Source organism: Thalassotalea agarivorans, assembly GCF_030295955.1.
Lineage (GTDB): Bacteria > Pseudomonadota > Gammaproteobacteria > Enterobacterales > Alteromonadaceae > Thalassotalea_D > Thalassotalea_D agarivorans.
On the sequence record NZ_AP027363.1, the window covers coordinates 1,450,309 to 1,476,694 of the forward strand.

24 protein-coding genes and 5 tRNA genes are annotated in these 26,386 nt (G+C 41.9%); 19 read left to right on the plus strand and 10 right to left on the minus strand.

The annotated features are described in order from the left end of the window. The first annotated feature begins 222 nt into the window (after positions 1–222). From QUD85_RS06695 to QUD85_RS06720, 6 genes are read left to right on the plus strand one after another with little or no spacing between them, the layout of a single operon-like run. Positions 223–993 carry a DUF3450 domain-containing protein gene (locus QUD85_RS06695; protein WP_093329031.1) on the plus strand — a complete coding sequence of 257 codons (771 nt, stop codon included), beginning with the start codon at positions 223–225 and terminating at the stop codon, positions 991–993. After that, positions 993–2,342 carry a MotA/TolQ/ExbB proton channel family protein gene (locus QUD85_RS06700; protein WP_093329029.1) on the plus strand — a complete coding sequence of 450 codons (1,350 nt, stop codon included), beginning with the start codon at positions 993–995 and terminating at the stop codon, positions 2,340–2,342. Before QUD85_RS06695 ends, QUD85_RS06700 begins: the two co-directional genes overlap by 1 nt. Further along, positions 2,342–2,866, plus strand: a complete 525-nt coding sequence (locus QUD85_RS06705; RefSeq protein WP_093329028.1) for a MotA/TolQ/ExbB proton channel family protein — start codon at positions 2,342–2,344, stop codon at positions 2,864–2,866. The genes QUD85_RS06700 and QUD85_RS06705 overlap by 1 nt, the downstream gene beginning before the upstream one ends. A 12-nt stretch (positions 2,867–2,878) precedes the next feature. Continuing rightward, on the plus strand, positions 2,879–3,280 hold the full coding sequence (locus QUD85_RS06710; protein ID WP_093329026.1) for an ExbD/TolR family protein: 402 nt from the start codon (positions 2,879–2,881) through the stop codon (positions 3,278–3,280). A gap of 4 nt (positions 3,281–3,284) precedes the next feature. Next, positions 3,285–3,902 (plus strand): energy transducer TonB, encoded by a 618-nt coding sequence (locus QUD85_RS06715; protein WP_093329025.1) that lies wholly within the window; start codon positions 3,285–3,287, stop codon positions 3,900–3,902. Between the two features lie 5 nt (positions 3,903–3,907). Next, positions 3,908–5,170, plus strand: a complete 1,263-nt coding sequence (locus QUD85_RS06720; protein ID WP_093329024.1) for a tetratricopeptide repeat protein — start codon at positions 3,908–3,910, stop codon at positions 5,168–5,170. Positions 5,171–5,238: 68 nt separating this feature from the next. Here the strand turns inward: QUD85_RS06720 and QUD85_RS06725 are convergent, their stop codons facing one another. Further along, positions 5,239–5,694 (minus strand): methylglyoxal synthase, encoded by a 456-nt coding sequence (locus tag QUD85_RS06725; protein WP_093329022.1) that lies wholly within the window; start codon positions 5,692–5,694, stop codon positions 5,239–5,241. 133 nt (positions 5,695–5,827) lie between these two features. On the opposite strand from QUD85_RS06725, the gene QUD85_RS06730 reads away from it, so the two are divergent. From QUD85_RS06730 to QUD85_RS06740, 3 genes are all read left to right on the plus strand, one after another. Further along, on the plus strand, positions 5,828–6,745 hold the full coding sequence (locus tag QUD85_RS06730) for a glucosaminidase domain-containing protein (RefSeq protein ID WP_245732100.1): 918 nt from the start codon (positions 5,828–5,830) through the stop codon (positions 6,743–6,745). Positions 6,746–6,808: 63 nt separating this feature from the next. Then, a complete protein-coding gene (locus tag QUD85_RS06735; protein WP_143047942.1) occupies positions 6,809–7,852 on the plus strand; it encodes a zinc-binding dehydrogenase in 1,044 nt (347 codons plus the stop codon). A gap of 204 nt (positions 7,853–8,056) precedes the next feature. Next, positions 8,057–8,311 carry a hypothetical protein gene (locus QUD85_RS06740; protein WP_093329018.1) on the plus strand — a complete coding sequence of 85 codons (255 nt, stop codon included), beginning with the start codon at positions 8,057–8,059 and terminating at the stop codon, positions 8,309–8,311. A 46-nt stretch (positions 8,312–8,357) separates the two neighbouring features. Here the strand turns inward: QUD85_RS06740 and QUD85_RS06745 are convergent, their stop codons facing one another. The 6 genes from QUD85_RS06745 to metG form a co-directional block, all read right to left on the minus strand. Beyond that, positions 8,358–8,729 (minus strand): VOC family protein, encoded by a 372-nt coding sequence (locus tag QUD85_RS06745; protein ID WP_093329016.1) that lies wholly within the window; start codon positions 8,727–8,729, stop codon positions 8,358–8,360. 44 nt (positions 8,730–8,773) lie between these two features. Further along, positions 8,774–9,658, minus strand: a complete 885-nt coding sequence (locus tag QUD85_RS06750) for a DMT family transporter (protein WP_093329015.1) — start codon at positions 9,656–9,658, stop codon at positions 8,774–8,776. Beyond that, on the minus strand, positions 9,648–10,361 hold the full coding sequence (tsaA, locus tag QUD85_RS06755) for a tRNA (N6-threonylcarbamoyladenosine(37)-N6)-methyltransferase TrmO (RefSeq protein ID WP_093329013.1): 714 nt from the start codon (positions 10,359–10,361) through the stop codon (positions 9,648–9,650). Before tsaA ends, QUD85_RS06750 begins: the two co-directional genes overlap by 11 nt. Positions 10,362–10,370: 9 nt before the next feature. After that, positions 10,371–10,748, minus strand: coding sequence for an Rcs stress response system protein RcsF (gene rcsF, locus QUD85_RS06760; protein ID WP_093329011.1), 378 nt, complete (start codon positions 10,746–10,748; stop codon positions 10,371–10,373). Then, on the minus strand, positions 10,748–12,871 hold the full coding sequence (locus QUD85_RS06765) for a cation:dicarboxylate symporter family transporter (protein ID WP_093329010.1): 2,124 nt from the start codon (positions 12,869–12,871) through the stop codon (positions 10,748–10,750). Before QUD85_RS06765 ends, rcsF begins: the two co-directional genes overlap by 1 nt. A gap of 81 nt (positions 12,872–12,952) precedes the next feature. Continuing rightward, on the minus strand, positions 12,953–14,992 hold the full coding sequence (gene metG, locus QUD85_RS06770; RefSeq protein WP_093329008.1) for a methionine--tRNA ligase: 2,040 nt from the start codon (positions 14,990–14,992) through the stop codon (positions 12,953–12,955). Between the two features lie 153 nt (positions 14,993–15,145). Here metG and apbC point away from each other — a divergent pair, with 153 nt between their 5' ends. Then, positions 15,146–16,213 (plus strand): iron-sulfur cluster carrier protein ApbC, encoded by a 1,068-nt coding sequence (apbC, locus tag QUD85_RS06775; RefSeq protein WP_093329006.1) that lies wholly within the window; start codon positions 15,146–15,148, stop codon positions 16,211–16,213. 13 nt (positions 16,214–16,226) lie between these two features. Continuing rightward, the gene (gene dcd / locus QUD85_RS06780) at positions 16,227–16,811 is read left to right on the plus strand and encodes a dCTP deaminase (RefSeq protein ID WP_093329005.1); all 585 of its coding nucleotides are present in this window, start codon (positions 16,227–16,229) and stop codon (positions 16,809–16,811) included. Between the two features lie 47 nt (positions 16,812–16,858). Here dcd and QUD85_RS06785 read toward each other — a convergent pair whose 3' ends face one another. Continuing rightward, entirely contained in the window at positions 16,859–17,779 is a 921-nt protein-coding gene (locus QUD85_RS06785) for a gluconeogenesis factor YvcK family protein (protein ID WP_093329003.1), read from the minus strand. 450 nt (positions 17,780–18,229) lie between these two features. Here QUD85_RS06785 and QUD85_RS06790 point away from each other — a divergent pair. From QUD85_RS06790 to QUD85_RS06810, 5 genes are all read left to right on the plus strand, one after another. After that, positions 18,230–18,305: transfer RNA gene (locus QUD85_RS06790), tRNA-Ala, on the plus strand. A gap of 245 nt (positions 18,306–18,550) precedes the next feature. Beyond that, a tRNA-Glu gene (locus tag QUD85_RS06795) sits at positions 18,551–18,626 on the plus strand. Between the two features lie 335 nt (positions 18,627–18,961). Then, positions 18,962–19,037 (plus strand) — tRNA-Glu (locus QUD85_RS06800). Positions 19,038–19,372: 335 nt separating this feature from the next. Then, positions 19,373–19,448: transfer RNA gene (locus tag QUD85_RS06805), tRNA-Glu, on the plus strand. 250 nt (positions 19,449–19,698) lie between these two features. Then, positions 19,699–19,774 (plus strand) — tRNA-Glu (locus QUD85_RS06810). A 67-nt stretch (positions 19,775–19,841) separates the two neighbouring features. On the opposite strand, the gene QUD85_RS06815 is transcribed toward QUD85_RS06810, so the two are convergent. Continuing rightward, positions 19,842–21,407 carry a cation:proton antiporter family protein gene (locus QUD85_RS06815; protein WP_093329002.1) on the minus strand — a complete coding sequence of 522 codons (1,566 nt, stop codon included), beginning with the start codon at positions 21,405–21,407 and terminating at the stop codon, positions 19,842–19,844. A 5-nt stretch (positions 21,408–21,412) separates the two neighbouring features. After that, a complete protein-coding gene (locus QUD85_RS06820; RefSeq protein ID WP_093329001.1) occupies positions 21,413–22,036 on the minus strand; it encodes an arylesterase in 624 nt (207 codons plus the stop codon). On the opposite strand from QUD85_RS06820, the gene QUD85_RS06825 reads away from it, so the two are divergent. From QUD85_RS06825 to QUD85_RS06835, 3 genes are read left to right on the plus strand one after another with little or no spacing between them, the layout of a single operon-like run. Continuing rightward, the gene (locus QUD85_RS06825; RefSeq protein WP_093328999.1) at positions 22,035–22,727 is read left to right on the plus strand and encodes an ABC transporter ATP-binding protein; all 693 of its coding nucleotides are present in this window, start codon (positions 22,035–22,037) and stop codon (positions 22,725–22,727) included. The two genes, QUD85_RS06820 and QUD85_RS06825, sit on opposite strands and share 2 nt — an antisense overlap. Positions 22,728–22,731: 4 nt before the next feature. Beyond that, positions 22,732–25,236, plus strand: a complete 2,505-nt coding sequence (locus QUD85_RS06830; protein WP_093328997.1) for an ABC transporter permease — start codon at positions 22,732–22,734, stop codon at positions 25,234–25,236. 35 nt (positions 25,237–25,271) lie between these two features. Continuing rightward, positions 25,272–26,294 (plus strand): AI-2E family transporter, encoded by a 1,023-nt coding sequence (locus QUD85_RS06835; RefSeq protein WP_093328995.1) that lies wholly within the window; start codon positions 25,272–25,274, stop codon positions 26,292–26,294. Positions 26,295–26,386 lie beyond the last annotated feature (92 nt).

Here is a 26,386-nt window from a genome sequence, read left to right on the forward strand (position 1 = left end):
GCATTGTGATGTGCTGATTGAGCAACATTTAGAACTTATTTGTTATTTTTTGAGCAAATAGGTGCTTTTTTTGTGTCTCTGGTTGACACTGGTTGAGTCGTTTGGGAATATTGACGAGTTTTATTCTAGAGAAACTAAAACTTATTCATTTTTGGCAGATTATTAAATTTGCGTTAACAAGCATTTTTGTTATCAGAATTCAATAACTATTGGTTGGGAACTATGTCCAAATTAAGCAAGAAAAGCCTTATCGCAGCAGCGATTGTAGGTACGCTAACATTTACTGCATCTGCAGATAAGTTAGACAACTTACAAAAAGAAGAAGCACGTAAATTCGCTGCTTCAGCTAAATCACAAAACAAGATCAACAACATTTACGAGCAGACTCAAGAGTTACTTGCTGACTACCGTAATACAGTTGACGAAGCAGAAGTATTAGCTGCGTACAATGATCACGTTCAACGTATGGTTGATGATCAAAAAGCAAATATCCAATCATTAGAGAATCAAATTGCTGGTATCGATAAGATCAAGCAAGGTGTTGTTCCTCTAATGTACAAAATGATTGAGACGCTAGAAACGTTTGTTAACTTAGACGTTCCTGTAAACTTAGACAGCCGTCAAAATCGTATCGAAAACTTAAAAGACGTAATGAACGATTCTAACGTTACTACGTCAGAGCAATTCCGCTTAGTACTTGAAGCTTACCAAATCGAAGCTAGCTACGGCACAATCTTCGACGCTTACCAAGGTGAGTTAGACTTAGGTGACGGTAACCCAATTACTGTTGACTTCGTTCACATGGGTCGTGTTGCTCTTGTCGCTCAGTCTTTAGACTACAAGCGTGCTTGGGTTTGGAACAACGAATCTCGTTCATGGGAAGAGTTAGGTGACGAATATGCTTCAGATATCACTGACACTATTCGTATGGCACGTAAGCAATTGCCAATGGACTTAACTAAACTACCAATCTTCGCAGCGGGAGCAAAATAATGAAAAACGTTATTAATTTTGTATTAGCTGCTGCAGTAGCAACAGCAACTCTTGCGACAACTGCGCAAGCAAACGATTTAGATGCGTTACTTAAAGACGTAAAAGCTAATCGTATTTCTCAAGCGTCAATCGACAAGAAACGTGAAGCTGAGTTCTTATCAGAGCGTGCTGACAAGCAAGCACTTTTAAACAAAGCAAAAGCACAGCTTAAAGCTGAACAAGACCGTAACAAGCGTCTTACTAAAGAGTACGCTGACAACGAAATCACTTTAGCGCAAAAAGAGCAAGAGCTTGACAACGCTAAAGGTACGTTGGGTGAAATGTTCGGTGTAAGCCGTAGTGCTGCTGCTGACGCATACGGTATGATCTCTGCATCTATCGTAAGTGCACAATACCCTAACCGCGGTGAAGAACTTAACCGCATGGCAAATGCAACTGAAATCCCAGCACTTGAAGATTTAGAAGAGCTTTGGATTGCATTACAAACTGAAATGACTGAGTCAGGTAAAGTTGAAGCGTTTGACGTTGAAGTTGTAAACCTAGACGGTGTTAAGTCTACTGAAAACGTTACGCGTATCGGTAACTTCAACCTTGTATATAACCAAGGTTACCTAACTTACAACGATGAATTAGGTCAAGTTCAGCCGCTAGCTAAGCAACCAGCTGGTTATATCTCTGGTACAGCTTCAGGCTTCTCAGGTGAGTCTTCAGGTTACCATGCACTATATGTTGACCCTTCACGTGGTGCTATCCTTGCGCTAGAAACACGTAAGCGTACAATCATGGAATTCTACCACCAAGGTAAAGAAGTAGGTTACTTAATCACAGTATTACTTGTAATCGGTCTTCTTATCTTCTTAGAGCGTATGCTTGTACTTTCTTCAATGAGTGCAAAAATCAAAGCGCAAACTAAAGATCTTTCTAACCCTAACGAAAACAACCCACTTGGTCGTTTGTTAGCGGTTTACCAAGAAAACAAATCTGCTGATGCTGAAACACTAGAGCTTAAGTTAGATGAAGCTATTTTACGCGAAACACCTAAAGTTGAACGTGGTATCAACTTAATCAAGATGTTCGCTGCTATCGCTCCTCTAATGGGTCTACTAGGTACAGTTATCGGTATGATCTTAACGTTCCAAACAATTACATTGTACGGTACAGGTGACCCGAAATTAATGGCTGGTAACATCTCACTAGCACTTGTAACAACAGCATTAGGTCTAATTGCTGCTCTGCCATTAATCCTTGTTCACTCTATTGTAGCTGGTAAAGCTAAATCTGTACTTCACAAGTTAGATGAGCAATCTGCTGGTCTAATCGCTGCGATTGCAGAGAAGGAGTCTAAATAATGTTATTCCTGATAGAGCTTTTAGATTCTGTCAGGAGTTTTATCGCAACTGGCGGTGATGTACTTTACATTGTTGCCTTTGCACTCTTTTTGATGTGGCTACTTATGATTGAACGCTACTGGTTTTTGGGTGGTGTTTATCCAAAAATCCGTGACGGCATCATAGGTAACTGGGATGCGCGTGCTGACACGACATCATGGTATGCCCATCGAATTAGAGAACAATGGATCTCCGAAGCGACAGAATTACTTGAGCGTAATTTGATTACAATAAAGACCTTAGTGGCAATGTGTCCACTGATCGGCCTTTTAGGTACGGTAACAGGTATGATTGGTGTGTTTGAAACAATGGCACAACAAGGTACAGGTAACCCGCGTCTAATGGCTGCTGGTATCTCGCAAGCAACAATCCCTACAATGGCAGGTATGGTTGCAGCGTTATCAGGCGTGTTCTTCAGCTCAAGACTTGAAGCAAAGATTAAACTAGCTAAGGCTAAGCTTGTAGATAGCTTGCCTCATCACTAGAGAGAGTTTCGAATGGCACGTAATCGTATTCGTGAAGAAGAGGAAGCAGCAATTGATATGACACCGATGCTAGACATCGTGTTTATCATGCTTATTTTCTTCATCGTTACCACGTCTTTCATTAAGGAAGCGGGTATCGAAGTTAGTAAGCCGAACGCTGCTAACCAAATTAAGTTTAAGAACGCAAACATCTTTATAGCTGTGCGTGATTCTGGCGAAGTTTGGATGGATAAAAAACGCGTCGACGTAGAGCGTATCAAAGTAAACTTGGAAAAGTTACTTACTGAGCAACCTACAGATGTCATTTTCATCCAGGCTGACAAAGGCGCGAAACACAGCGTAGTTGTTAAAGTAATGGATGCAATTAAGGAAGCGGGCGTAGATAGAATCTCTATTGCTGCTGCGAAAGGGTAGTACTATGGTTAGATTTATAGTTTCTATTTTCGTAGGCGCCGGTATCACTTTTGGTCTATTTGCTGTCATGGCATTCTTAGTTCAGGGTGGTAAAGGCCCTAATGAAGAAAAACTAGACAACATCGTTGTTGAAATTAATACAACGCCGCCGGAGTCGGCTGCAGAAACACGTCGTCGTGTTCCGCCACCCGCGCCACCGCCGCCGCCTAAAACGCCACCTAAGCCTCAAGCTCCAGAGCCTGAGACAAATAGTGCACAAGGTGGTATGAACTTTAACATGCCTAGCTTAGACCTAGGTGGTGCGTCAACTGGTCTTGGTGACCCATCTGCAGGCTTCGGTCGCGATGGTGAAGCAACTCCGATGGTACGTATCGAACCTAAATACCCACCGCAAGCTGCGCGTGATGGTAAAGAAGGCTGGGTTAAGCTTTCATTTACAATCAACGAAGTGGGTGGTGTAGAAGATGTTAAAGTTATTGACGCTAAGCCAAAGCGTATTTTCGACAAGGAAGCGCGTAGAGCTCTTCGTAAGTGGAAATACAAACCTAAAGTTGTTGACGGTAAACCGCAAAAACAATTTGGCTTAACAGTTCAGCTAGACTTTAAAATGGATGGAGGTTAATTATTATGTTTAAAAAGTTATCAACCTCAGTTCTTATTGCTTCAGCAATGGCAGTGGCTACACTGCCAGTTGCTACGCCAAATGCTTTTGCAGCTGGCGCAGAGCAAGAAGAAAAGAAAAAGCGTCCTACGCGTCTTGCTAGCCCAAGTGTAGGTAAGAAGATTGCCAAAGCATTCGATCTTTATAACGAAGATGATATCGATGGCGCTTTAGCAATCGTTTTAGACATTGATGCGTCTAAAGAATATGACCAAGCTTATGTTGCTCGTTTTATCGGTACGTTCTACGCGATGAAAGGCGACGAAGAAAAAGCGTTAGGTTATATGAAAAAGGCCGTTGAGCCAGACATTCTAAATGCCGCTGATCACGGTGCTGCGTTAAAACTTTTGGCTGATCTTCAGATCATGACAAAAGACTACCGCGGTGCGATCAAAACGTATAAAGATTGGATGGACTTTACTGGTCAAGAAGATGCTCAAGCATGGGTGCGTATTGCAAGTGCACACAATGAACTTAAAGAGTTTGCCCAGGTAATTAAACCTGCGGACAGCGCGATTAAGGCATTTGGTGACAAGCAAAACCAGAACCCATATGTACTAAAAATTACCTCGTACTATGAGCGTAAGATGTACTCAGAAGCAATTGACGTACTTGAGACAACTGTTCAACTATTCCCAGAAAACAAACTGTGGTGGTTACAGTTAGGTCAGTTCTATCAATTAACGGAAGATTATCCAAAAGCATTGGCGACATTTGATATGGCGTATCAACAAGGCTTTTTAGATAAAGAATCACACATCAAAGCTCTAGCGAGCTTGTATCAAGTGCGTGAGATTCCGATTGAAGCTGCTAAATTATATGAAAAGCACTTAGCATCAGGCTTATTGAAGCGTGATGAAGCAAACTTGTTTGCTATTGCTAACGCTTATCATGCAGCTATGCAAATTGATAAAGCGGCTCAGTATTACGGTGAACTTGCTACGCTTACCAGTGATGCAAAGCATTTCCGTAAGCAAGGTATGTTGTTGAAACAAGACGAGCAATTCAAAGGCGCAATTGTTGCCTTGAACAAAGCGCTTGAACTTGGTGCAGACGATACCGGTAGAATTCACATGAGCTTAGCAGAGTCGCATTTCTACTTAGGCCAATACAAGAGTGCCTATGCAGCGATTCAAAAAGCGTCAAAAGACCCGAGAACACGTAAAGTGGCTCGAGGTTGGGTGAGCTTTATTAAAGATACAGCGCAACGTAAAGGCGTATCTATCTAGTCTTCATAAGACAAAGAAAAAAGCCGGCATTTATGCCGGCTTTTTTGTTTTTAGCGTTTTGATAACGGTTACGTGCGCAGTGACAAATAACTATCGTAGTCGGGTACCGTCTTTAAGTAGGCATTCTCAAACAAAGAAGATTTGATTAGAAAGTCTGCGGTTGCGCTATTACAAGCTACCGGAATATTCCACACTGCGGCTAAGCGTAATAGTGCTTTGACATCAGGATCGTGTGGCTGCGCTTCTAATGGATCCCAGAAAAAAATCATCATATCGATTTTTTGTTCAGTAATGAGTGCGCCTATCTGCTGGTCGCCTCCAAGTGGACCACTAATCAAGGTATCGATTGTTAAACCTGTTTTAGCGGCTATCATATGGCCAGTAGTACCTGTGGCAAAGAGTTGATGATTACTCAGTTTACGCTCGTACGTTGTGCACCATTTAAGTAACTCATTTTTCATATTATCATGCGCGACAAGCGCAATAGACTTTTTCGCGGCGGCATCAATTTGTTTGTATTTCATGGTCATTGCATCTTGGTTTTTTCACTATAGTAACGCTGAAATTAACGACTAATCAATAGCTGTTGTTATAGCAAAATTAGCAAAACTTAATAAAGTTTATATACTTATGGTGAGTATGTATTGGGATTTTATTATGAAAAACGTTCTTCATTTTGCCAAGGCGGCATGCCTTTTTCTTATTATTTTATCGTTTAATCAACTGGCTTTAGCCAGTCAAAATGCAAACCAGGATAATGCTAGTAGCAAGCAAATCAAAATTGCAGATTTACACCATTTAATGGAGGTTTTTCAAGAACATAACTACACAACTAAAAGCTGGCAAGAAGGTAATAAGGAAGTGCCTCGTTTTATGTTTAACCATGTCAGTGCGAATTGGAGCAAAACTTCTAGCCACATTCCTGTGAAGCAGAAAAAGGGCGTATTTTTTAGACTTATGGCGCCGTTAATATTGTTGTCAAACGAAGCTATTTTAGAGGAACGAAAAGTTGCAGAAACAGCGGATGTAACCTCGCAAACATTCCAAAGTCTTGCACAAAAATACCGTCTGCAACCGTCTGGCCATTTTTACAGTGAACAAGACAGAGCAGCATTGTTGCAACGAATAGATATCATTCCACCGTCACTAGCACTTGCACAATCAGCAGAAGAGAGTGGTTGGGCAACATCCCGCTTTACCATAGAAGGAAATGCATTTTTCGGACAATGGGATTTTTCAGGGAAAGGTATGGTACCCAAAAACCAGCGCAAGGAGCTTGGTAATTACGGACTAAAGCGATTTGATAGCCCATATGCTTCGGTACAAGGTTATATGCTTAATATTAATACAGGCAATGCATATCACAAACTCCGCGACTTAAGGGCGCAACTACGCGCCGAAAATAAAACCATCACTGGCATGGAGCTTGCCACTACATTAGACAAATACTCAGAACGTGGACAAGACTACATAGACGGCATTCAAGCGATGATTCGTTACAATAAGCTGCAAGGCGTTGATCAAGCTTACCTAGCGGAAGAAGAGGTAATCCATTTAATTACAGATAGTGAGTAACAACAATTTAAACACATGTTTTAATATGGTAGCCTTACACAAAAACAAACAAGGCATATCGTTTTGACTATCCAGTATCCTCTAGCAAATACAGGTTTTGCTCTAGCGATGAAGGAAGACCAAGAGCTTCCTTCATCATCTCGCATTGAACTACAAACACATCAAATATCTGCACTTAAACCAGGTGAAGTGTTGATTAAGGTTTTAGCGTCACCTGTTAACCCATCAGACCTTGTATATTTACTTGGCAAATATGGCCTGCCGCCAGAAAATGGTAAGTTCGTAGGCTTTGAAGCTAGTGGCATTGTTGTTGATGCCAACGCAGGGTTTTACGGTAAATATCTTAAAGGAAAGCGCGTTGCTTTTTCAGCAACGCCCGGATTAGATGGCGTTTGGTCTCAATATGCCGTAACTAAAGCTAATTTCTGTTTACCCGTTCGCAAAGAGTTAACGGACGAACAAGCTGCGACTTTGATTGTTAATCCTTGCACGTCTGTTTGCCTAGTTGATAGAGCGAAGGGGCTAGGCGCAAAGGCTATTGTACTAAATGCTGCAGCAAGCCAAGTCGGAAAGGGCGTGATTAGATACGCTAATATGCTGGGTATCAAGACTATAGCAACAGTGCGCAGCGAGGCTAATGTAAGCGTGTTGAAGCAAGTAGGGGCAACGGAGGTGTTACTCACCACAGCGACAGATTATCGTAAAACGCTAAAGGACGCCTGTCACCAGCATAAAGCGACTGTACTGTTAGATGCTGTAGCAGACAAAGATACACCAGAGGTAATGAGTTGTATGCCAAATGGCGCAACCGCTATTGTATATGGCAGGTTGACTGAAACTCATGATCCAGTTGGTGGTCAATTTGCAGTCGCTGATTTAATTTTCAGACGAGCGAAAGTTGAAGGATTCTGGCTTGCTACTTACATAGCTAAAGCATCGCCTCTGTCTGTATTAAGGCTGAGTAAAAAGGTACAAAAACTGTTTGCAGATGGCGTTTTTCAAACTGATGTTAAAGCAAATGTAACCTTTGAACAATTTGCACAAGCGCTAGATTATTACGCTGACAATAAAAGCAGTGGTAAGGTAATATTGACACCCAATGGTTAACTGGTAACAGCGTTTTGCTACACGGGTGTGTAACGCTTGTGTAGCTTTTTCGCTGTTTTCAGCGTTTCAAGCCGAAATTAGACGGCCCTATTTACAATAAATAACAAATGCTATTAACAGCTTTACAGTTTTTATTTTTCAAATGCCTACAATAGCCTCACTGAAACACGAAATGTGTTTTTAAACAACGTGAGGATTTAACAAATGAAAAAATTATCGTTAGCAGTATTACTTTCTTTATTCGCTGTAAATGCATCAGCTCTTGAGTCAGAAATTGATAGCGTTCAAGTTACGCCTGACCAACGCGTTGCAGCTAAACAACTAGACAGAAGCATTGAGCGCGAAGTTGACGAAGTCATTGCTGAAATGCGTGTACAAGACGAGAAAGAAATTCTTGTAGAAGCTGACCTAGAAATTGAGCAAGAAGAAGCAGAGCTTGAAGCTCAACTAGCGGACTAATTCGCTGTCATCCATTCAGAGAAAACGCGCCTATGGGCGCGTTTTTTTATGCGTTGCTTTGGCTGTGCAGGGCTATTCTGTTGCCTTCACTGTCATGGATAACACTGCGAAAACCATAAGGTCCAATTGCATGAATGGGCTCTAGTACCTCGCCACCATTATCTTTTGCCCATTGCTCAGCCTCTACAATGCGTCCGTCTACGTTGAAGTAAATCAGTGCGCCTCGTTTTAATATGTCTTCTTCTGTACCTGGAATTAAACAGCCCGACACAGATTTCTCAGCGTCTGGAAACATTGCGAATTCCATTCCGTCCATTTCTTGGTATTGCACAGGAGCCCCTAGCAGGCCAGTATAAAATTTTGATGCGCGAGCTAGGTCTGTTGTTGGCATATCTAGCCATACGATTTGATCAGCCATATTGTTGTCCTTTAATGTTGTTTTTACTGAGTATAGACAACTTTTTACGACTTCTTAAAACGCTTGAAAAACCCTGTTGTTAAACCAACACCCAGCAGTATGAGTAAGCAACCTAAAATAACACCGCTTGTCACTTTTTCGTTGAGAAAAGCGGCGCCCCACATTAATCCAAACGCAGGGATTAAATAAGTGACAGAAATTGCATTGGTAGGGCCTGCATCTACTATCAGCCTAAAAAACAAGATATATGCAAAGCCAGTGCATACAACACCGATGATTAGCGCTGCATTAATCGCCTCAAAAGAGGGCATTTGTGATGGCAAAAAGAACAAAGAAAGCGGAATGAGCACAAGACTTGCGGCAATTTGACTTGCGGTAGCAAGTAACAAGGGTGAGTGTTCGCCAAGATACTTCTTTGTATAATTAGCTGATACACCATAATTTAGCGTTGCTAACATAATGGCGAGTGTTGGTAATACTACATCTTGCTCCGTTATCTGCATCGAGTCATAAACCAAGGCATAAACACCTATAAACCCGATGATCAGGCCTAAAATAGAGGACTTAGGCAAAGATTCTTTTAACCAAAAGTAGGCGACTAAAGCGCCAAACATTGGCGTAGTTGCATTTAAAATTGATGCCATACCAGCGTTAAGCGTCAGCGTGGCATAGCCAAACAAGACAAAAGGAATGGCTGTATTAAGCAAACCACACACTAATAACTTTGTTTTATCGCGTTTTATAAGTTGCCAATTTACTGTGTGTTTACCTACATAAAACAGGGCTATAAGAAAGATCGCTGCAATACCTGTGCGCGCAGCCATAAATAGAAAAGGTCCAAACTCAGGTACGCCTATGCGCATAAACATGAAGGACGCGCCCCATATGGCGGCAAGCAGGATGAGTTCGAAATAGGATTTATTGGTCATTGTTTTTTTCTATTGTTACCACTTCAATGGTGGTGGCATTAACAAGTTGCCAGCGAATATTAAAACAATACAGCGCCATGCCATAGCACTTTTTGTCTATTGTTTGCTGTTTATACGCCGGCCTTGGGTCTTGGCTAAGGACTTCTTCTATCAGCGTTTTTAAATGCGGATAAGCATCTTTTACTTGTGTCAATGTTGTCATAGCGCTTGATGAGTAGTGCACCTCTAAGCGCGCCTCGGGCGCATTGGTAGCAAATCCTGCATTAGCATCTGGTACACTATCACTATATGGAATGTAAGGCTTTATATCGAGAATTGGCGTGCCATCTACCAAATCGAGTTGCGCAACGTCGATTCGCACTTGATTTCCTTTCATTGTAACGCCGCTAAGCGGTAATACACTCATGCCTATACCATTTGGCCTGTAAGTGGAACGTGTAGCGAAAACACCGGCTTTAGCGTTTCCACCTAAACGGGGTGGTCTTACTAACGCTTTCCATCCCTTGTCATCGTTTTCATGAAAGTGAAACAGCACCCAAATATGGCTAAAAGCGCTTAAATCACGCACTGCGTCTTGTGTAAACTCAGGCGAAAGCAAAATACTACCAAAAGCATGCTTGGCAAGGCCAGGTTGCCTAGGAATGGCAAACTTTTCTTTGTAAGGCGACTCAACTACACCTACGGCTTTATAATGAAATGACATAACGATGAATTACTTTTCTATTACTTGGAATGCTTGCCCGTAACAAACAATTGCGGCAACACATTGGTTGCTTGGTATATCAGCACAGCCAGAAAACACAATGGCATTAGCGCCTAGTGCGTGTGCTTTGGACCTTGCGTCTGTTCTCGCACGCGATGCTTCTGGTTTAGCTAAATGTGCTTTCTTTTGACAATCTTCCCCTTCAACAATACCAAGCTGTTTGTAACTAAACTTGGGATCAGACGTATCGGTAAGCACTTGTACTTTGCCCGGAGCAAAGTAATTGTCGAAATTCTCTTTGTCTAGGTTGGTTTTTACGTTGTAATTATTAGTACAAGCAATAAGACTTGCTAGCAACGCTGCAGTATAGGTGTGTCGACACTTCATTAATTCGTCTTCCTAAAGGATTGTGGTTGTTTACCTTCGATCCAATACATAAACAAACGTTCAATATCTTTACTACGTACTTTCATCGTAATCCAGTTACGCATATAAAGCTCAAACGCGCTGTCATCTTTGTTGATCGGAAACGCCATCATAATGGCAGGTAACTTAGGTTTCGGTACAACGACCGTATATTCTGGGTTCAACAGCGTCCAACCAGAAGCGGCTGCCGCGCCAAAAAACATCGCGTCTATATGTTGGTATTCTTCTCTAAAGAATAACCTAGGTGTCGATATTTCCCAGGCTTTCGGTTTTCTAAAGGTTTTACGGATCGCTTCTTTATAAAAGAAAGTTTCAGGAATACCTATAGTTAGATCTTCGCGCTCAATTACATCGGCAAAACGCGTGAATTCTCTTCGTCGCTCGTCTTTAACAATAAAGGCAAGCTCTTGGCGACTGTACTCTATGGTCATCGTATATTTTTGAAGGTTGTCAGGTATCACAGGTATTCCTGAGGTAATATCCAAATAACCGGAGGCTAATAGCGGCTGAGCATCATCATGAAAGATACGAACAAATTCGATGCCAACACCTAGATCAGAAGCTAATTGGTGAAAAATTTCAATATCAAAGCCAACAAGTTTGCCTTGCTTGTTGTGGAAAGAGTAGGGTAAATCATCTCTAAAGTACCCGACGCGCAAGAACCCTCTTTGCTTAACTCTATCGAGCACGCTCGAATAGGGAGATTGGTTAGTACTATTTTGCTGCGGCGCTTTTAGGAATTTCGCTTCAACGGGTTCAAACAAAAAGTCTCTGTCGATAAATTTTTCATAGCCTTGGTAGTTGTAGTCGATATTATTGAGGGCGTAACGTAAACCCAGCAAGCACAGCAAGCTGATTAGCGGTATTACCATCAAATTCACCACAAACTTTCGAACATTTAAAGTTAAACGTTTGGCTGATAATGTTGCGATTAGGAGTACCAAACAGGTAGAAAACATAACCGATAGCAAAGCGCCTAGTCGGCTAACGATGAGGTTTTCAGAAACAATAAAAAATTCAAACATCGCGCCAGATACATTGAAGATATCTAGCATATGCGGAATAGCTATAGTAGATGTGCCAAACAGCTGCGGCAAACCTTTGGTCACTAGATTGACGTAGTCAGAAAACGAAACATAGGCGCCTGAAAACCACGCAGCGAATAGCGTAAACAGTATGGCGATAAGTTTGCCACCGACTGGCAGACTGTAGCTGATAGGTACAACAATGCCGGGCATAGACTGCGCTTCTCTATCAGCTGGTGATATTTTTGCGACTAGTGTTTTAGATTTTTCTACAATAATTGGAATCACGACGAAAAAGCTGCCTGTGGCAAATGCCGTAACCAAGGCTTCACGCGAAACTCTAATAATTTCTTTGTATCTAAACGGGGTAAATATAGCAATCAACGCGGGTAACACGACGAACGATAGCAGTACAACCACGGTTAGCGCTGACAGCATATAAACAGCCATGCCATCGATTGCTTCAGGGTTAAGCGTATTCACAGCCCGCAGTGCAATACAAAAGACGCCTAGCGGAGCAAACTTCATAACTAAGGTATTCACGTTGGCAACTGCCTGTTGCAGGCTATCTAGAATGACTAATGTTCTGCGTTTTTGACGCGCGGTAATTAATCCGATACCAAGTAGTACACTAAATAGCACCACTGCAGGAATTGCGGTATTGGCCATTGCATTAAATGGGTTTGCTGAAATAAATAGATCAACTAGTCTAAATTCTTCGACTGTTTTTACCGTATGTGCACTGTAAAAATCAGCGGTTTGCCATTGCGGAAAAGCAATAGGCGCTGCGAACACATAAACTAGCGACACACAAAGTAAAATAATTAAACTAATAATACTGATTTTAAACACAGCTTTTGCGTTCGTGCTGCTTAATGTACCTATGCCTGCAACCAACGAGAGAAAGATATAAGGAAGGGCAGTCATTTGCAGTGCCATGATAAAACCATCTGCCAAATCATTGATTGCAGCGGGATACCAGTCGGTATATATACCAACCAGTATGCCAATAATCATGGTGATGACGATACGAGCAGATTGCGGAATGTGTTTTAGCACAGTGACGTTTTTATTGTTGCATTTGTCTTAAGTATAGGATCAAAAAAAAGGCCATAAAACGATAATTTTATGGCCTTTTCGTTATTTAACTCGCATTCCCGGTTGCGCACCTTCTTCCGGATTCAAAATCCACAGGTCTTTGCCACCTGGCCCCGCTGCGAGCACCATGCCTTCCGACATGCCAAAACGCATTTTCCTTGGTGCTAAATTAGCAACCATTACAGTATGTTTACCGATCAAGTCTTCTGGTTGGTAGGCAGATTTAATACCAGCAAATACTTGGCGAGTTTCACCGCCAATATCAAGCTCCAAACGCAGCAGTTTGTCTGCTTTTTCTACGTGCTCTGCATTAACAATTTTGGCAACGCGTAAATCGATTTTCGCAAAATCATCAAATTGTATTTCATCGCTAATAGGGTCATCAGCTAATGGCCCTGTCACAGGTGCTTTTGTTTCTGCTACTAAGCTTTCTTTAGACGCTTCTACCATGGCTTCAACTTTATCCATATCGACGCGTTGCAACAACGCTTTAAACTTATTAATTTTGTGGTTGGTCAACAATACTTTGTGACCTTCCCACGTAAGCGAGTCATTTAAAAATGCTTCTGTGCTCTCGGCCAGTTTAGGTAATACAGGCTTCAAGTAGATCATTAATGTTCTAAATAGGTTGATACCCAATGAACAAATGTCATGCACTTCTTGCGCCTTATCTGCATTTTTAATTAGCTGCCATGGTTCTTTTACCGCGATATACTCATTTACTTTATCTGCCAATGCCATGATTTCGCGCATTGCACGACCAAACTCGCGCTTTTCGTAAAGTGCAGCGATAGCATCACCTGCAGAGGTCACTTCATCTGCCAATGCTTGATCAGCGATATTGGCTGAAAGCACACCGTCAAACTTTTTGGTCACGAAACTTGCACATCGAGACGCAATGTTAACCACTTTACCGACTAAGTCAGAGTTTACACGTTGTGCAAAATCTTCAAGGTTTAGATCAAGATCATCAATGCGGCTAGTCAATTTAGCAGCGTAGTAATAACGCAGGTATTCAGGATTAAGATGCTCTAGATAGGTTCTACCTTTGATAAAAGTACCTTTCGATTTAGACATCTTGGCGCCATTTACGGTCACAAAGCCATGTGCGTAAACAGAAGTAGGTTGTCTATATCCTGCACCATCAAGCATTGCTGGCCAGAATAGGCTGTGGAAATAGATAATATCTTTACCAATAAAGTGGTAAAGCTCAGCGTCAGAATCTTTTTGCCAAAATGAATCGAAATCGACACCACTTTTATCACAGAAGTTTTTGAAACTTCCCATATAACCAATCGGCGCGTCTAACCAAACGTAAAAATATTTACCTGGCGCGTTTGGAATTTCAAAGCCAAAGTAAGGTGCGTCACGGCTTATATCCCATTGTTGTAGGCCTTGTTCAAACCATTCGGCTAATTTGTTTGCCATTTCATCTTGAAGCGAACCGCTGCGTGTCCACTCTTTAAGCATGCCTTCAAACGCTGGTAAATCGAAGAAATAGTGTTCAGAATCTCTCAATTCTGGCGTTGCGCCCGACACAACAGAGCGAGGGTTGATAAGCTCTGTAGGCGAATATGTTGCACCGCAATTGTCACAACTGTCGCCATTTTGGTCTTCACTTTTACAGCTAGGGCATGTTCCTTTAACGAACCTGTCTGGTAAGAACATGCCTTTTTCTGGATCGTATAACTGGGAGATTGTACGCGTTTTAATGTGGCCCGCTTGGTTCAACTTATTGTAGATATCATGAGCAAAGCGCTCATTTTCTTCGCTGTGTGTTGAATGGTAGTTGTCAAAGCTAATTAAAAAGTCTTCAAAATCTGCCATATGTTCCTTTTGAACATCGGCAATCATTTGTTCTGGCGTTACACCTAACTGCTGTGCTTTAAGCATAATAGGCGTGCCGTGCGCATCATCGGCACAAACAAAATAGGTTTCATTGCCACGCATACGCTGAAATCGTACCCAAATATCGGTTTGGATATGTTCTAGGAGGTGCCCTAAATGTATAGAACCATTGGCATAAGGCAGTGCACAAGTCACAAGGATTTTACGTGCATTTGAAGACGTTTCTGTAGTCATTCTCAGTTTACTAAAATATAGATGGTAATAATGCAGGGAATAGTACAAAATTTGAGGCTGATTTTCATTATAATTCATCAGCTAATACGAATTTTTTGATATATCGCCTACATTTTTAACATTTATGCAACGCACTAGGACGTAAACTCAACAGTGGCTAATCTAAATCAGGAACAATTGACGGACTATATTCGGTTGTTTGATCATCCAGAACTACAGCCAAATGCTACCGATCAGTGGTATATTTCAGCGTTAAGCGAGCATGATGCAGGTCTCAATATTACGCTGCATAGCCCATTTCCTTGTAAAGCGCTGACGCATGATATAACCCAGTATATTAGCCAGTATGTTCAAAAAGACGTTTACCTGACCATCGAAGCGAATGTGTCCGCAGTGCGTCAACATGCGATTAGTAACGTGAAAAATATTGTGGCGATAGCATCAGGGAAAGGTGGCGTAGGTAAATCAACTACAGCCGTTAACGTTGCACAAGGGCTCATAGCACAGGGAGCTCGTGTTGGTATATTAGATGCTGATATCTATGGACCATCGATTCCTCACTTGCTTGGTATTGAAGACACGCAAATACAGACAACGCAACAAGGGAAGTTTGTGCCAGTAAAAGTTGGACAGCTTCATGCGATGTCAATTGGCTTGCTGGTTGATAAAAATGATGCAACGGTATGGCGAGGGCCGATGGCAAGCAGGGCGTTTATGCAACTGTTAAATGATACTCAATGGCCAGCTCTAGATTATTTGATTATTGATATGCCACCGGGTACAGGCGACATTCAGTTGACGCTGGCGCAGCAGGTACCCGTTGCCGCAGCAGTTATCGTCACAACCCCACAAAACCTTGCCTTGGCTGATGCCATAAAGGGCATAGCGATGTTTGATAAAGTGTCTGTACCTGTATTAGGGGTAATTGAGAATATGAGTTATCACCTTTGCGAGGCATGCGGTCACACCTCACACATTTTTGGCGAAGGTGCAGCGAATGTGTTAGCAGATGACTATCAGACGCCAATACTAGGGCACTTGCCACTTGATGCATCGATTCAACAGTTAAATGCTCAAGGCACATTGTTGAATGCAGAAAATAGCAGTGGCGATATTGCCCAACTTTACCGTAGAATAGCAATCAAAATTGCATCCCAGTTATATTTAGATCTTGATATGGCAAGCAGTCATACGCCAGATTTAACCATACGTAATAAATAGGCAGTGAGCTAACATGAGACTATGTGATACAGATATCGAAACATATCTGGATGAAGAAAAAATTGTCATTGTGCCAAAACCTGACACAAGTATGATTTCAGGAGTAAGTGTCGACATTCGTTTGGGTAATGAGTTTAGAGTGTTTAAAGATCATACTGCGCCATATATTGATCTCAGTGGTCCTAAAGAAGAAGTACAAGCGGCCATGAATAACGTAATGGGTGAAGAAGTCTTTATCGAAGATGGTGAAGCCTTTTTTCTTCATCCAGGCGAATTGGCGCTGGGCGTTACTTATGAAAGTGTCACTTTACCAGCAGATGTTGTAGGCTGGCTTGATGGTAGATCATCGCTAGCCCGCTTAGGCTTAATGGTTCATGTAACAGCACACAGAATTGATCCAGGTTGGTCTGGTCAAATTGTTTTAGAGTTTTACAATAGTGGTAAATTGCCACTAGCATTGCGCCCTAAAATGAAGATAGCTGCACTTAATTTTGAAGCGATGTCAGGCAAAGCAGCAAGACCATATAACAAACGTGTCGACGCTAAATATAAAGGGCAGCAGGGCGCTGTAGCAAGTAGAATTAGTCAAGATGACTAGCTGTTAAGTAGAGTGAAATGATTAAAAAAGGCGCATTAGCGCCTTTTTTATTCGTTCATCGCAACAGCGGATGTTTTTTCTTTGGTGATAAGCGAAATAACTTCTTGAATTGCTGTTGTTAATTTAGCTTCGTCATGGCGATGGGGGATATCATCAGCGCTTAAATCAAAACTAAACACATCAACTTTACTCGATTTAGCGTTGGGCTCTTGTGTAATCAAACAATCAACAATTTGATGACCCGCATTTTTCTCTATCCAATCGATCTTGTCATCCAAACTCATCATTGCAGCAGGGCTATGCTCCGGCACAAGATTATCAATGAAAATACAGATCGCATCACTTTGCGCTATCGCTTGTGCAATATCTCGAACTAATAGAGGTGGAATGATACTTGTCAGAAAACTACCCGGACCAAGAATGACAATATCCGCATTTGCAATCGCTTCAACACACATACTTGGTGCCTTTACCAGCGGAGCTAACATTAGGTTTTCAGGCATGATAGGCATATCATCCACCGACAGTTCACCAACACGACATCTACCGGTAGGGTAGAATGCCATTAAGTCCGTTGGCGTTTCAGACATTGGCAATACACGCGTCTTAACCCTAAGTAGACGCCTTACAATTTCAATAGACTCAATTGGGCTCGACTGTATGCGCTCTAGCCCATATAAAATAAGGTTGCCCAGGTTATGTCCGCTGAGTTCATCTTGCCCTTGAAAGCGAAAGTTGAAGAGTTGGTTTGCAATGGATTGTTCATCAACTAACTGAGTTAAACAGTTGCGTAAATCTCCCCACGCGATAGAACTACTTCTTTTGCGTAAGCGTCCGGTAGAACCACCGTTATCTGTCGTTGTGACAATACCGGTTAGACGATCTCCCATAAAGGATAACGTTGACAAAACTCTACCTAATCCATGGCCTCCACCAATAGCTACAGCGTTTAATTCTTTTAGTTTCATTCAATACTACTAATGTTGATACCTATAATAACCATAACTGCTATTGATAAAATTTCAAAATTATTCTGTAGTCAAATTGTTGCTAGACTTATTCGCTAAGCGTTGACAGTAGGGAAGTTGCAGACCACTTGGCACCAATAATAGGAGATTTTGCTGTCTATGTTACCTGGTAGCCTTGTTGCAGTATAACCAGTGGAATGTAATTTACCGGCGCGAAAGTAGGGCAGCGATAAAAATCAATTTTGTGTTTAACAACAGCGAAATAAGTCAAAAAACAGGCAACTAGATCGTTTAATAAACAGAATGTAAGAAAGTTGCAAAAAATTACCCTTTTTCTTAAATAAATAGTTGACACTTTTTTAGTGGATGCCTACAATGCGCCTCGCTTTCAACGAGTACGTAGTTTTAGTTGTTAGCCGAAATGTTAGTAACCAAAAAGTTATCGACATTGGGGCTATAGCTCAGCTGGGAGAGCGCCTCGCTGGCAGCGAGGAGGTCTGCGGTTCGATCCCGCATAGCTCCACCAATTTTAGTGTGATTATTGCAAAATATATTACACTAAAACATCAAAGCAGTGCTTTGATAACTAGTTTTAGAAGATGTAATAGGCGCTCGTAAAATCATAGATTTTATCTCGTCTTTACACAAAAACATCAAAACAGTGTTTTGATAACACAAATACCTTGTGTAGGAAAAAGGTCGCTCAGATAAACGTAGTGTATCTTCGCCTTACACAAAGTTAGAGAAATATATTTCTCTATCAAACTTTGTGTCCCTATCGTCTAGAGGCCTAGGACACCGCCCTTTCACGGCGGTAACAGGGGTTCGAATCCCCTTAGGGATGCCACTATTTAGATATTGGCGGATTCGCGAATATCAGTTGGCTAACACCAACACGATTAAACACAAGCCCTAGGCAAATTGCTTGTGTTGATACGATAACGTAAAGGTTGAGAGTATCTCGGCTTTGCGTTTTATCAGAGCTTAGCTTTGATAACCAGTTTTAGCAGATGTATTAGGCGCTCATAAAATCATAGATTTTATCTCGTCTTTACACTAAAACATCAAAACAGTGTTTTGATAACACAAATACCTTGTGTAGGAAAAAGGTCGCTCAGATAAACGTAGTGTATCTTCGCCTTACACAAAGTTAGAGAAATATATTTCTCTATCAAACTTTGTGTCCCTATCGTCTAGAGGCCTAGGACACCGCCCTTTCACGGCGGTAACAGGGGTTCGAATCCCCTTAGGGATGCCACTATTTAGATATTGGCGGATTCGCGAATATCAGTTGGCTAACACCAACACGATTAAACACAAGCCCTAGGCAAATTGCTTGTGTTGATACGATAACGTAAAGGTTGAGAGTATCTCGGCTTTGCGTTTTATCAGAGCTTAGCTTTGATAACCAGTTTTAGCAGATGTATTAGGCGCTCATAAAATCATAGATTTTATCTCGTCTTTACACTAAAACATCAAAACAGTGTTTTGATAACACAAATACCTTGTGTAGGAAAAAGGTCGCTCAGATAAACGTAGTGTATCTTCGCCTTACACAAAGTTAGAGAAATATATTTCTCTATCAAACTTTGTGTCCCTATCGTCTAGAGGCCTAGGACACCGCCCTTTCACGGCGGTAACAGGGGTTCGAATCCCCTTAGGGATGCCACTATTTAGATATTGGCGGATTCGCGAATATCAGTTGGCTAACACCAACACGTTTAAACACAAGCCCTAGGCAAATTGCTTGTGTTGATACGATAACGTAAAGGTTTAGAGAGTTTCTCGGCTTTGCGTTTTATTAGAGCTTAGCTTTGATAACCAGTTTTAGCAGATGTATTAGGCGCTCATAAAATCATAGATTTTATTTCGTCTTTACACAAAATTGTCAAAACAGTGTTTTGACAGACAAATTTTGTGTCCCTATCGTCTAGAGGCCTAGGACACCGCCCTTTCACGGCGGTAACAGGGGTTCGAATCCCCTTAGGGATGCCACTTATTAAAAAGCCGACGTAATGTCGGCTTTTTTGTTTGCGTTATTCACCATCATACTAGCGAAACATCATGGTTTGATTAATGCCGTACTTTCTTCCGCAAAACCTACGCCCGCTTCATTATAAAAGTTAAATACTTTATCTATCCCAGTTTCCATCAATGCTTCGCGTTCGTCATCATATCTGGCAATAGCGGCAATTTTACCTTGATATCCGGCATCTCGCAGAATCTCAGTAATAATGATGCAATCGTTAGCAAATGGTACAGCTAGCAGAACCAACTTAAGCTTCTCTAAATTTAAGCTTTCCCAAAAATCGACGTCTTCACCGTCGCCTACATGTGTTCTTATGCCTTGCTGGTTGAGCCATTCAACTTTTGCTGCGTCAGGGTCAACACCCCAAGCTTGGCCAGGATGGCTAGCATTCAACGCTTTACAAGCACCCATGCCAACACGCCCCATGCCGATAACCAATATAGGAGAGTCACAAGGTTGATCAATAACATCTTCCGCCAAACGATTGCTCGATTCAAAGCGTTTGAGTAATCCATTGTGTTTGGCATATAAAGCATGTGCGAAACGATAGATAACGTTTGTGATAATGAATGATATTGATACGGTAAGGCTCAAGATTACAAGCCAATCGGCAGACAACCAGTTTTCTTTGACGCTAATTGCCGAAACGATCAATCCGAATTCACTAAAATTAGCCAGTGACAGTGCCGATAAAAATGACGTACGACTTTTAAGTTTGAAGCGACTGAACATGAAAAAGAACATCACAAACTTAATAGGAACAAATAAGCATAATAGCAGCGCGATGTAGGCCATTTCCCATGTCGGCAGGGCTGTAAATCCAATAGACAAAAAGAAACCAATCAAAAAGATATCTTTAAAACTCATCAGCGATTTAGTGATTTCAGACGCCTTCGCATGATTGGCTAACAACATACCTATTAAAAGGGCGCCGAGATCGCCTTTTATATTGAGTAGGTCGAACAATTGATATGCACCAATAGCTAAGAAAAATCCTGCTAAAGGAATGAGTTCGCCATGGCCGACAAAATTAATAAACTTATCTATTGCAGGTTTTATTAAGAAAACCAAAGGCAAGGCTAACGCGTAATAGCTCGGAATTTTTCCTGTAGCTGCAACTAAAAAAAGCACGGCGAAGATGTCTTGCATAACTAATATGCCAATCGCCAATTTACCGTGTCGAGTGCGCATTTCACCGTTTTCTTCCATGAGTTTAACGACACACACGGTACTACTGAAACTTAATGCGAATGAGATAAGTAAGCTTGTTTCAAGCGATAGATTTGTAAAATAGCTGATCGATAAAGTTGCAAATAGCTTTATTGCAACAACAAAGAGCACGATCCATGCTGTAGCGTGGGTGATGCTCCCTAACCAAACTTCCGCTTTTGTCAGATCGCGAACCCTTAACTTCAAGCCGATCATAAACAACATAAGCGTTATACCAAGATCGGCAATAGTATTGAGCGCCTCATTTCCTTGGTAACCCATAAAATGGAGCACGAAGCCAGCGACAAGATAGCCAACGGAAGGCGGTAAATTTACGCCTTTAGCGGCAACACCAAGGACAAAAGCAACGGTTAACCAAATAAACTCCATAACGCTTACTGACCTTTAGCAAGTAACGACGTAAATTCAACGTGCATGATCTGAGCGATTTTGGGCTGCGCTTCTACATTGGGGTGAATGCCATCATTTTGCATTAATGCGGAATCTATCGCGATACTCTCCATGAAAAACGGGACCAGAGTGATGTCATTTTTTTCTGCAACGTTTGAAAATACTGAACTAAACATGGTGTTATATCGTTGACCATAGTTTGGCGGGATTCTAATATCCATGATCCAAACATTGATGTTTTTCGTTTTAGCTAACGCAACGATTTGATTCAGGTTTTTCTCGATGACATTAGGTGGGAAACCTCGCAAACCATCGTTACCGCCTAGTTCAATGAGTAGGTGGTCGACGTTGTTTTGAGCCAATATTTTTGGCAATCGAGCAAGGCCTCCAGCGGTGGTTTCACCACTGATACTGGCATTTACGATGGTATAAGCAGGTGAGGATGACTCAGCTTTTTTATTAAGAATACTGACCCAACCTTGCTCAGCTTTCATACCGTAACTAGCACTTAAACTATCACCAAGTAGTAAAATAGATTGATCAGCATGGGCTTGGTTTAATAGACTTGTATAGATTAAGGCAATAACAACTAAACATTTTTTTATCATGACGGCAAATTCCGAAACTATCCTTAAAGTGAATGCATTAACAAAGTCATTCCAATTACCAGACCATCAACTGACGTTATTGAAGCCAACGAGCTTTGACGTAAACAAAGGCGAAACAGTTGCTATTGTTGGCGCATCAGGCTCTGGTAAAACGACACTACTCTCTTTGCTAGCTGGTTTAGATTTACCAACTACAGGGGAAGTGTATCTCAAAGAACACCCATTGCACCAGTCTGATGAAGAGGAAAGAACTGCGATAAGAGCGAAACATGTAGGATTTATTTTCCAACAATTTCTGTTAGTTAACAGTTTAACAGCGCTTGAAAATGTGATGTTGCCTGCAGAACTAGCCAATATGGAAGATGCGTCTGAAAAAGCGAAAGCATTGTTAAGCCAAGTCTCTTTAGGTGAAAGATTTGACCATTATCCATCGCAGCTTTCTGGCGGTGAACAACAACGTGTAGCCATAGCACGCGCTTTTATTACGCAACCGGAAATCTTATTTGCTGACGAGCCAACAGGTAACTTAGATACCAATACCGGTGAGCACGTTACAGAGCTGTTGTTTGAACTAAACAAGCAACATGGTACAACGCTTGTGCTCGTTACCCATGATATGAAGTTAGCACAACGCTGTGAGCGCCAGTTAAAAATGGAAGCAGGGCAACTAGTCGAAGTAACGGGAGCTTAGGCCGATGAAAATTTGGCAACTACAGTCGTTGCGGCTTCTTAAACATGAACTTCGTCGTGGAGAATTGACGATAGTCTTCCTCGCGATAGTATTAGCTGTCGCATCAATATTTTCTTTGTCAGCTATTTCTAACCATATTCGCGATGGATTATTGAGCAACAGTACGTCGTTTATCGCCTCAGATAGAGTATTGCGCTCGTCGAGACAGATAAGTGATGACATTCCAACGTATGCGACTGAACTAGGTTTGGCTAGCGCGCAGTTGACGGAAATGTCTTCTATGGTGTTTTCAACAGAGCAAATGTTGTTAGCACAGCTTAAAGTCGTCACCGAAGGATATCCGCTGCGTGGAGAGCTCTTAGTTTCAACGCAAGGGCAGGCGAGTAAAGCATTAAATGCGCCGAAAGCAGGTGAAGTATGGGTAGAGCGTAAGCTACTTCGAAGCTTGCAAGTTGATGTGGGTGACAAAATTGAAATTGGTGCTGCTAGTTTTGTCATCGCAGGTGTAGCCACTCAAATTCCAGATGCCTCGTTTAGCGTGTTTACGCAAGGCCCAACGGTCATTTTAAATCAACAAGATTTAGCCGCTACTAAACTAATCCAACCGGGCAGCCGTGTAACTTACAAGTATTTGTTTGCCGGAGCCAACAGTGACATTGAATCGTTCGAAGAGTGGGTAAAACCGCAACTTAACGATGCGCAACGTTTTTATGATGTTAAATCACGACAATCACCCCTCGCCAATGCATTAACCCGCGCAGAGCAATATTTGTCTTTGTCGAGCATGTTGGGTGTTATGCTTGCCGCGGTAGCCGTTGCGGTAGCAAGCCGTCGCTACGGACATCGCAATCAACCTATTGTTGCCGTTTATAAAGCAATGGGTGCGCCGCAATCATTTTTGTCGAAAATGTATGTGCTCCATTGGTCATTATTGTCGTTATGTGCACTGCTGGTTGGCCTGCTGATAGGTTATATACTCTATTACATTGGCGCTTCAGCAATGGAAGAGCAGCTTGGCCATAGCGTGAATCCATTGCCGTTAAAAGCAATTTCTATGTCCGTTTTTACCGGTATCGTCTGTGCTGTTGCTTTTGCATGGACACCGCTTAAAACATTGGTTTCAACGTCTCCTTTGTTTGTCATCCGAGGCAAAGATGATAGTTTTTGGGCCGTTACAAAGTGGCAACGTGTTTTACCGCTAGGGGCACTTTTTGCGTTGCTCGTGTTATTTTCAAACAGTGTGGCATTGAGTGTTGCTTTGTTGTTAGGTGGCCTATTGGTTTCCGCTTTATTGATATTTGTTGGCCGTATATTTATGGGCGCAGGTCGTAAAGCGGGTAGTCAGGCAGGAAAGGCTTGGCGTTTGGCGATGGCAAATTTGCAGCGCCGCGCTGGCGAAAACAGTGTTCAATTAGTGAGCTTTACCATAGCGATTAAATTATTGTTGCTGATTTTGGTAGTAAAGAACGCTTTAATTCAAGAATGGCAAGAACAGTTACCTGAAGACGCGCCAAATCGTTTCCTTATTAATATCGCTCAAGAGCAAACAGATGCCGTTAATCAGTTTGTTGAACAAAATAAGTTGGACACCAGTGGAGTATATCCTGTCGTAAGAGGTCGATTGACTGCGATAAATGAAGAGCAAGTGCGCCGCAGAGTGACTAAAGAAGAGGATGCGGAAACAGATACTGACCAGGGCAGGCAAGGTATCGGCCGAGAGCTTAATTTAACTTGGCGAGAAGCACTGCCAAATGAAAACACCATCGTTGAAGGTCAATGGTGGGAATCAGATGCCGTTGAAGGGGTTTCGATAGAGCAATCTTTAGCGATGAGACTAAATATCGGACTGGGAGATACCTTAAGCTTCCAGCTAGGTAGCGAACAGTTTAGTGTGCCTGTCACCAGTGTACGAGAAGTTAACTGGCAAAGCATGCAACCTAACTTTTACATGATTTTTAGTCCTAGCGTATTGTCGGATTTTCCTGCGACTTACATCATGTCATTACATGTTGAAGAAAATCAGAAACTTGCCTTTGATGACTTTTTAGGACAATACCCAACAATATCAATGATAGACGTCGATGCAATGATAGCGCAGCTAAGAGATGTTATTGATCAGGTTTCGGTAGCGGTAGAGTTTGTACTCATACTTGTTGTGCTAGCAGGCAGTTTAGTCCTTATTGCGCAAGTTCAGGCAAGCATGGAAGAAAGAGAGCGAGAACTTGCAATACTAAAAACCTTAGGTGCAAATGGTCATCTTTTACGTAACAGTGTATTGTATGAGTTTGTTGCACTTGGCGCGATTGCCGGTTTAATGGCCAGTATGGCGATGGAACTCGCGGTCTACATATTGCAACAACGGGTATTTGATATGGAACCAGGCTGGCATCTAACGTATTGGGTCATAGGTATTGTGTGTGGCGCAGTATTCGTTGGAGCTATGGGATTATTAAGCTGTTGGCGCCTATTAAAATTACCAAGCATGACTCTCATTAGAAGAACAATGTAAGAAGGGACACACCTGTGAGTAATATTAATTTGGGGATGCTCAAAGGCGTCCTTATTTTGGCGAGTATCTTTGTTATATTTGCCGGAATTCAAGCGGCATCAAATATGTTGGTGCCTCTGCTTCTCTCAATTTTCATCGCGATTATTTGCCAACCGTTAGTTAATTTGGCGGCTCGCTATAAAATGCCTAAATTTATTGCAATCACTGCCGTTGTGGCAATTTTTGTGGCGATAGCGCTAAGTTTAGCGGCGTTAGTAGGGCGTTCATTAACAGAATTGTCAAAGCAGTTACCTGTCTACAGAAGCCAGTTAAATGAACAGTTTTCATGGGTGATTAATAAACTGGCAGAATATGACATACAGTTTACGAGTCTGCTTAGTGAATACGTAGATCCAGCGGCCGCTCTTGGTTTGGCAACTGACATGCTTAGTGGCTTGGGCGGCGTTATGGCCAATCTCTTTTTGATTATATTAACTGTCGTTTTTATTCTATTTGAAGCTGATTCTTTTCCTAAAAAGCTACATATCGCACTCGATGACCCTAGCATGCGAGAAAAACAAATTGATAAATTTTTGCATTCGGTCAACAACTATCTAGCCATTAAAACCTTGGTCAGTATTGCAACAGGTTTGTTGGTCACAGTCATGTTATGGGCATTCGGTTTAGATTTTTATCTTCTTTGGGGCGTATTGGCCTTTTTACTGAACTATATTCCTAATATAGGCTCTATAATTGCAGCGGTACCAGCAATGAGTTTAGCAGTATTGCAGTTGGGACCAGGAGCGGCGGGCGCCATTGGCCTCGGTTACTTGGGTATCAATACGATAATGGGCAACATTGTAGAGCCAAAATTCTTAGGCAAAGGGCTAGGTCTATCTACTCTCGTTGTGTTTCTTTCTTTAGTGTTTTGGGGCTGGATGTTGGGCAGCGTTGGTATGCTGTTATCTGTGCCACTGACTATGGTGATTAAGATAGGCCTTGAAAATAGTGAAGATGGACGTTGGTTAGCTGTTTTACTTTCTGGTGAAGATATCGAAGAGGAATCGTCAGCCAACTAATCAGGCACTTCTTGTAAAAACGCCGCGCAAAGACATACCACCGCGGCGTTTTGCTATCTTGATAAATTGTTGGTATTTTATTGTTTTATAAT